The following is a 6034-nucleotide window of genomic DNA, read 5'->3' as shown; positions in this document are numbered from 1 at the left end:
GGACGGGTCGACGGTGACGGGATGGCAGGACGGCCATTTACGCAGTGCCCGTGTCAGACTTGGCCGCGTGGTAACAGAGGAGCGGTCGCAGGAAGCCCGATCAGTGGTCGACATGGTGACCACGTGGGCGGCTGAGCGCGAGGACGTCGGTGGAGTGGTGGTCGTCGGCTCCTGGGCGCGCCAGGCCGCGCGCATGGACTCGGACGTCGACATCGTGGTCCTCACTGACAACCCGCGCTACGCGGAGGCTAGCGTCTGGACGGGCCTGCTCGATGGCGAAGTCGTCCGGTTGGAGCAATGGGGGCCGCTCAGGGAAGTTCGGGTACGGCGCCCGTCAGGATTTGTGGTCGAAATGGGCGTTGTCCCGATGAGCTGGGCAGACACCGACCCGGTCGACCGAGGCACCCACCGGGTCATCAGTGACGGCCACAGCATCCTGCATGATCCGGCAGGCCGGTTGGCCGCGCTTTCGGCCGCGTGCCACATCGAGAGTGATCAAGTGACGATCACGCTCAGTCGAGACCAGTCCCTTGTGCTCTCGGACTGGCTGGACACGGTTATGGGCACGAGGCCGTTCGACAGCATCGTCGACGAAGACCCCGCTGTCTGGTCCGCGCTTTACCGCATCAGCGGGACCCTCGACAAAGAGCCGCTCATCTTCGCCCGCGAATACGGCCAGCGGCTTGACGAGGCACGCGCCCGGCTGTGCAGCGAACTAGGAGAAGAGTTCGTAGCGAGCCGGACCGCCTCCAAGGACGACGACCAGGCGTCGACGAAAATTTGGCTGAGTGACTAACTGAGTGACGATCGGAGCGCGCGCAGGCGGACAAGCACAGACGTCAGGGGACGCTTGCAGCAGCTCACCTGCAACAAAGCACGAGGTCAAAGCCAGATGTAGGTTGCCTGGGGGTCAAGGGGTCTCGTCAGCGGTGCGTAGAGCCTCGGCCAGGTGGCCGACAAGCTTCTTGGGCCGCCGATGCCACCACCAGCCCATATGGGGAGTGATCTGGTGGTAGCGGCCTACTGCGCGGCCGCCATCCTCAATCGTGGCGGCTCGGAAGCGCTCGTCCAGTGGTTGCAGCATCTCGTGCCAGCATGACCGGACGGGGTGAGTCACCTGGGGCCATACCTTAGCTAGCCAGTCTCTGCAGTAAAGATCATTTGCGTACTCGTCGACGAAGTCGGAGTAGCCCCGCTCAACCTGCGCGACGAGCCACGCCCACTTGCCGATCATCTCCTCAATCGTGAACTCTTTGCGCCACCCTTGCTGATGGAGCGCGACACTGGCGGCCCGGACGGACTCCAGGTCCTCGGTGGTCAAGTGGCTGTCATCAGGGTTCAAGTCCACGTCGGGATGCTAGACCGGCCGTGGATTCACGCCGGGGGCACACACGGGGCACAAGACACTGTGAAACGTCGGCAACCAGTCATCAACGACGTGAGCCCAGGAGCAACCGTGACCAGCGCGACGACCAGGTCGCCGCAGGTCATGGGAGGGGCCGTCTCTGTTCCGCTTCAACGTCTGAATCTGCCCCGTGCGCCCCGGCTGGCGGATTGGCCCCTTCGTCGTAAGGCAGATCGGGCATCTCCCCAGGCGTCCACGGTGCCAAGACATGCCCGGGTAGGTCGCCGTGTGGTGGACCTGCGTGGCGACGGGCTCCTACCGGCTGCATGCCGCGCATCGAGCTGACGGACGTGCGGGCCACGAGGGTCGATGAGGTGCGGCGTCGGGGTGGGTCAGCCGGTGCGAAGCGCGTCGTGCACGCCGGTCTCGCGCGGGCCGAGGTGCACCGGGTCGCGGCCGGACAGCACGTCCAGCGCCGCCTTCAGGCCGGCGCCATACTCCCGCGCGGCGGCGAACTGCCAGGTCCGGCCGTACTCGCGAGCGGTTTCGTCACCTACGCCGACGGCGTCCACGCCGAGGTGCCGGCACACCGTGACCGCGCGGGCCAGGTGAAACTGCTGGGTCACCAGCGTCGCCCGGTCCACCCCGAAGATCCGCTTGGCCCGGGCGCACGAGTCGTACGTGTCGAAGCCGGCGTAGTCCAGCACCACCTTGTCGGCCGGTACCCCGTGCTCGATCAGCCAGCGCTGCATCGCTTCCGGCTCGTTGTACTCCTGGCGCATGTTGTCGCCGGAAACCAGGATCGCCTGGACCTTGCCGGTGGCGTACAACTCGCGGGCGATCTCCAGGCGGGCGGTGAGGAACGGTGCCGGGGTGCCGTCCGGCTGGACCCGGGTGCCCAACACCAGGGCCACCGGGGTGTCGGGGACCAGGTGCGCCGTGTGCATCCGTCCTTCGGCGCCGGAACGGATCCAGCTCACGCTGCCCCAGCTGGCGGCGACCAGCAGCGCCGCGCCGACCGCACCCGCCACCACCGCCCGGCGCAGCCAGCGGCCCCGACCGTTCTTCCTGATCTGACGCAGTCTGGCCAGCGCGGCGGCTCGGATCGGCATGTGGATCAGTATCCCAGGCGGCACCAAGCGGGCTGCTGGCCCGGCGTGCCCCGTGGTACCTTCGGCCTCAGCGTCGCGTGCCGGTGGCAGGCCGTGCCAGGCATGGAGGCGCCGGACTGAAGGATGTCGATGACGATGATCGTCGTACCTTCGTCTCTCACCTGTGGATGAGAGCGAGAAGACCAGGCTGGTGGCCTGGAGCCGTGAGCTTCGCCGCGTGCACGACAGGCTGCGCGACGCACTGACCCTGACTAGGGATGCCCTGGCCGCAGGCGTGCCGGCAGAGCCGGCTACCCGCGATCTGCTGCTGTTCTGCCACGGGTTCTGCGCGGCCCTGACCGCCCATCACGAGGGCGAGGACCGGGACCTGTTTCCCGCGATCGCCGAGCAGCACCCGGAACTGCGGGACACGCTGTACTACCTGCGGCAGGACCACTCGATGATCGCGCACCTGTTGGCCGGGCTCCAGGCCGCCGTGCTGCGGGCCGCACCGCCCGTCGAGTTGACTCGGCACCTGGAGGGCCTGGCGGCCATCATGGAGTCACACTTCAGGTACGAGGAACGACAACTCCTGACCGTGCTGGAAACCCTGGCGCTGGAGGCCGACCCTGACGCCGTGCTGGGACCTCTGTGACCGACCCTCACGCGCTCGCCCTCACGCGCTCGCCGGTGCCGGTCGCCACCAGCGGCGCCGGGCCGGGCGAGATGCCCAGGCCCGGCGCCCTGCTCCGATCGCCTGCGTCCTCCTCGGACGCCCTCGGCCTCAGCCGAGTCGGTAGACGGAGATGTGCGAGGTGCTGTCCGGGCCGAACGGGGTGCGCTCCCAGTCGGCGTACCGTTCGGCCAGGTGGAATCCGGCCTGCCCGGCCATCTCGTCGATCTGCTCGGGCCACATGTACCGCATCGCGAACGGGTGCAGGTGCACCCCGCCCGCGCTGAAGGTGACGGTCTGCCGGAGGAACGTCTGTGCCGCCTGGTCGTAGCGGTGCAGCCGGATGGTGGCCGACTCCTCGGTCACCTCCCGCATCTGGACCTGCTCGTCCCGGTCGATGTCCGCCGGGTCCGGCACGTACGTCTCGATGACGAACGCACCGCGGGGCGCCAGCACCCGCGCGACGTTACGGAAGCAGTCCGCCTGCCGTTGCGCCTGGACCAGGTTGAACAGTGTGTTGAAGACCAGGTACGCCAGGCCGTACGGGCCGTTGACCGGCACGTCCGCCATGTCGCCGATCGCCACCGGGAGGTGCTCGCCGCCGGGCTTGGCGCGCAGCTTCTCGACCATCTCCGGTGACGCCTCCACCCCCTCGACGGTGATGCCGCGAGCGGCGAGCGGCAGCGCCACCCGACCGGTGCCGATTGCCAGTTCCAGCACCCGCCCGGGACCGGCCAGCCCGGCGAGGAACTCCACCGCCCGCGTCGGGTCGGGCAGACCGCCCGGCAGGTCGTAGGTGTCGGCCCAGAGCCGACCGAAGTGCCCCGGATCGTCGAAGACCGACATCAGCGGCCTCCGGCGGAGCTACCAGCGCCGCGCGGCGCCGTGATCGTTGATTCCCAGGTACGCACAAAGCCTCGATTCGATGGGATCGACGTTGACTGCTTGCTTCACGGGCGTACCGGCGTGCCTCATGTCGTTCTCCCTTCGTTCGACCGTTCCCAGGAAACCGGCGCCAACGACGACCGGCAACCCGTTTTACCACCCCGGCCGAACACCGGACGTGACCATCCGGCCGGTACCGAGGCTTGGCTGCGGAGTACTTCGCACCGTTGGTCCGCCGGCTCCTCGGTGCCGAGGTCGAGGTCGATCTCAGTCGGCCCTGGCATCGGCCCGGCCCGGTCTACGGAGATCCCAGACTCGTGCCGCAGCGGCTCGGCCAGCAGTCGTTCAAGGCAGTGGTGCTGGGCGCGTACGGGCGGCGCTGCGCCATCACGGGCAACAAGGTCCAGCCCGTGTTGCAGGCCGGGCACATCCGTCCACTGCCATCCGGTGGCGAGCATCGCCTGGACAACGGTCTGTTACTCAAGTCCGATGTGCATATTCTCTTCGACTGCGGCTAGCTCGGGGTGGATCCGAAGCACCGGCTGGTGGTGAGTTCACGGCTGCGCAGCGAGTTCGGCAACGGCGAACAGTTCTACGCGAAGGCGGGTACGCAGATCTCTTTGCCGCAACGGCGTCAGGACCGCCCGAACGCCGAGTTCCTGGAATGGCACCTCGACACGGTCTTCAAGCCCTGACGGCGACTCCGGTGGCCGGTCAGCTGATGTAGTGCAGGATCACGTTGTGCACGTGGTGGCTCTTCTGGTCGCCCCGGAACTCCACCTCGTAGGTGTGCGTGCCGACGTGGATGGCGATGGCGCCGGTGGAGAAGAAGGAGCCGCCCCACGACTTGTTGCTGACCACGCTCACGCTGGTGATCTTCGAGTACGGGATGCTGGTGATCGCGTACCGCTTGCCGATGAACGAGCGGTCCTGGATGATCACGCGCCGGTCGGTCAACCCGATGAACCCGGTGCCCGTGCCGACGGCGTCGTAGACGGCGATGATCTGTTCTCCGTCGAGCAGGCCGCTCTGGATCTGCTGGAACTGTTCCTTGCGGTCGTACGTCGGGTTCGCCATGCAGCACACGGTAGGCGGCCGACGCCAGTGCCCGGTGCCGCTGCGAAGCGGCCGGTCAGCCCCGCTGCTCGCCGGGCGCGGCCACCGCGCGGTACGCGTCCTCGATGCGGGCGGCCAGCAGAACCTCACCCTCGGTGAGTGGGGAGTTGCCGTGCCCGACCCGGATCTGGGTGGTGTGGTCGGCCCGGCGGCTGATCTCCGGCCGCAGATGCAGCGCGTCGGCGACCACCTTGACCCGCTCGGTCAGCGCCGCGTGCTGGGTGTCGTCGATGGCGAGCGTGCGCCGGATCTGTTCGCCCTCACGCGTCCACCCGTTCAGTAGGGTGAGAGCGTCGCTGAGGTAGTCGTGCTTCGCCCGACCGCCGAACAGCGCACGCATCACCGCACCTCCCAGGCTTCGTTGCCGGCTTGTGGCCAAATCGTCGCCGCCCCGTGTCTTGTCGGTGCCTCCAGTCTTACGTCACACGGATGGTGTGTCCACGCCCACACTTCCGGGTATTCCTGGCCTGACGGTCGACCAAGCTACCCAAACCGCCGATTGATCTGGCACGCTGGACCGCCGTGCGAACCGAACGGGCGAATGGCGGTGGATCGGCCGCCCGGCGAGACCCGAAGGTCATCGTCGGGGCGGCCATCATCGAGGACGGTCGAGTGCTGGCGTGCGCCCGATCCGCCCCACCCGAGGTGGCCGGCATGTGGGAGTTCCCCGGCGGCAAGGTCGAGCCGGGGGAGACCGAGACGGCGGCGCTGGCCCGCGAGTGCGTCGAGGAACTCGCCGTACGGGTGGAGGTCGGCGAGCGGGTCGGCCGCAACGTCCGGATGGCGCACGGCCGGTCGGTGTTGAAGGTGTACGCGGCCCGCCTGCTGCACGGTGACCGCCCGCAGGCGCTGGAGCACCGTGCCCTGCGCTGGCTCTCCGCCGCCGAACTGGACACGGTCACCTGGCTCCCCGCCGACGCCCCC

The 6034-nt window shown here is 68.3% G+C and carries 9 protein-coding genes and 1 pseudogene; 5 read left to right on the top strand and 5 right to left on the bottom strand.

Annotated elements, in window-relative coordinates:
* Positions 1–67: 67 nt before the first annotated feature.
* Positions 68–481: pseudogene (locus D2L64_RS26845) on the top strand (nucleotidyltransferase domain-containing protein); the annotation flags it as partial.
* Positions 482–910: 429 nt separating this feature from the next.
* Here D2L64_RS26845 and D2L64_RS26835 read toward each other — a convergent pair.
* The gene (locus tag D2L64_RS26835; RefSeq protein ID WP_199714826.1) at positions 911–1348 is read right to left on the bottom strand and encodes a hypothetical protein; all 438 of its coding nucleotides are present in this window, start codon (positions 1346–1348) and stop codon (positions 911–913) included.
* Between the two features lie 389 nt (positions 1349–1737).
* Positions 1738–2457, bottom strand: coding sequence for a SanA/YdcF family protein (locus D2L64_RS26830; RefSeq protein WP_199714825.1), 720 nt, complete (start codon positions 2455–2457; stop codon positions 1738–1740).
* Positions 2458–2620: 163 nt separating this feature from the next.
* Between D2L64_RS26830 and D2L64_RS26825 the strand changes: the two genes are divergently transcribed.
* Positions 2621–3091 carry a hemerythrin domain-containing protein gene (locus D2L64_RS26825; protein WP_119579984.1) on the top strand — a complete coding sequence of 157 codons (471 nt, stop codon included), beginning with the start codon at positions 2621–2623 and terminating at the stop codon, positions 3089–3091.
* A 129-nt stretch (positions 3092–3220) separates the two neighbouring features.
* Here the strand turns inward: D2L64_RS26825 and D2L64_RS26820 are convergent, their stop codons facing one another.
* On the bottom strand, positions 3221–3955 hold the full coding sequence (locus D2L64_RS26820; protein ID WP_119579983.1) for a class I SAM-dependent methyltransferase: 735 nt from the start codon (positions 3953–3955) through the stop codon (positions 3221–3223).
* A 242-nt stretch (positions 3956–4197) separates the two neighbouring features.
* On the opposite strand from D2L64_RS26820, the gene D2L64_RS28155 reads away from it, so the two are divergent.
* Together D2L64_RS28155 and D2L64_RS28150 are read left to right on the top strand one after the other, a co-directional pair.
* Positions 4198–4512, top strand: a complete 315-nt coding sequence (locus D2L64_RS28155) for an HNH endonuclease (protein ID WP_233559175.1) — start codon at positions 4198–4200, stop codon at positions 4510–4512.
* Positions 4513–4539: 27 nt separating this feature from the next.
* Positions 4540–4689, top strand: a complete 150-nt coding sequence (locus D2L64_RS28150) for a hypothetical protein (RefSeq protein ID WP_233559174.1) — start codon at positions 4540–4542, stop codon at positions 4687–4689.
* 19 nt (positions 4690–4708) lie between these two features.
* On the opposite strand, the gene D2L64_RS26810 is transcribed toward D2L64_RS28150, so the two are convergent.
* Both D2L64_RS26810 and D2L64_RS26805 read right to left on the bottom strand, forming a co-directional pair.
* Complete coding sequence (locus tag D2L64_RS26810) at positions 4709–5071, bottom strand: PH domain-containing protein (protein ID WP_013735804.1); 363 nt, start codon at positions 5069–5071, stop codon at positions 4709–4711.
* 55 nt (positions 5072–5126) lie between these two features.
* The gene (locus D2L64_RS26805) at positions 5127–5450 is read right to left on the bottom strand and encodes a 4a-hydroxytetrahydrobiopterin dehydratase (RefSeq protein ID WP_119579982.1); all 324 of its coding nucleotides are present in this window, start codon (positions 5448–5450) and stop codon (positions 5127–5129) included.
* 182 nt (positions 5451–5632) lie between these two features.
* Here D2L64_RS26805 and D2L64_RS26800 point away from each other — a divergent pair.
* Positions 5633–6034, top strand: a 402-nt coding sequence (locus tag D2L64_RS26800) for a (deoxy)nucleoside triphosphate pyrophosphohydrolase (protein ID WP_147376331.1), incomplete at its 3' end; no start/stop codon positions are given.

Source organism: Micromonospora radicis (assembly GCF_003583405.1).
Lineage (GTDB): Bacteria > Actinomycetota > Actinomycetes > Mycobacteriales > Micromonosporaceae > Micromonospora > Micromonospora radicis.
Note: the sequence above shows the minus strand (reverse complement) of the source record. Positions and strands in the feature narration are given on the sequence as shown.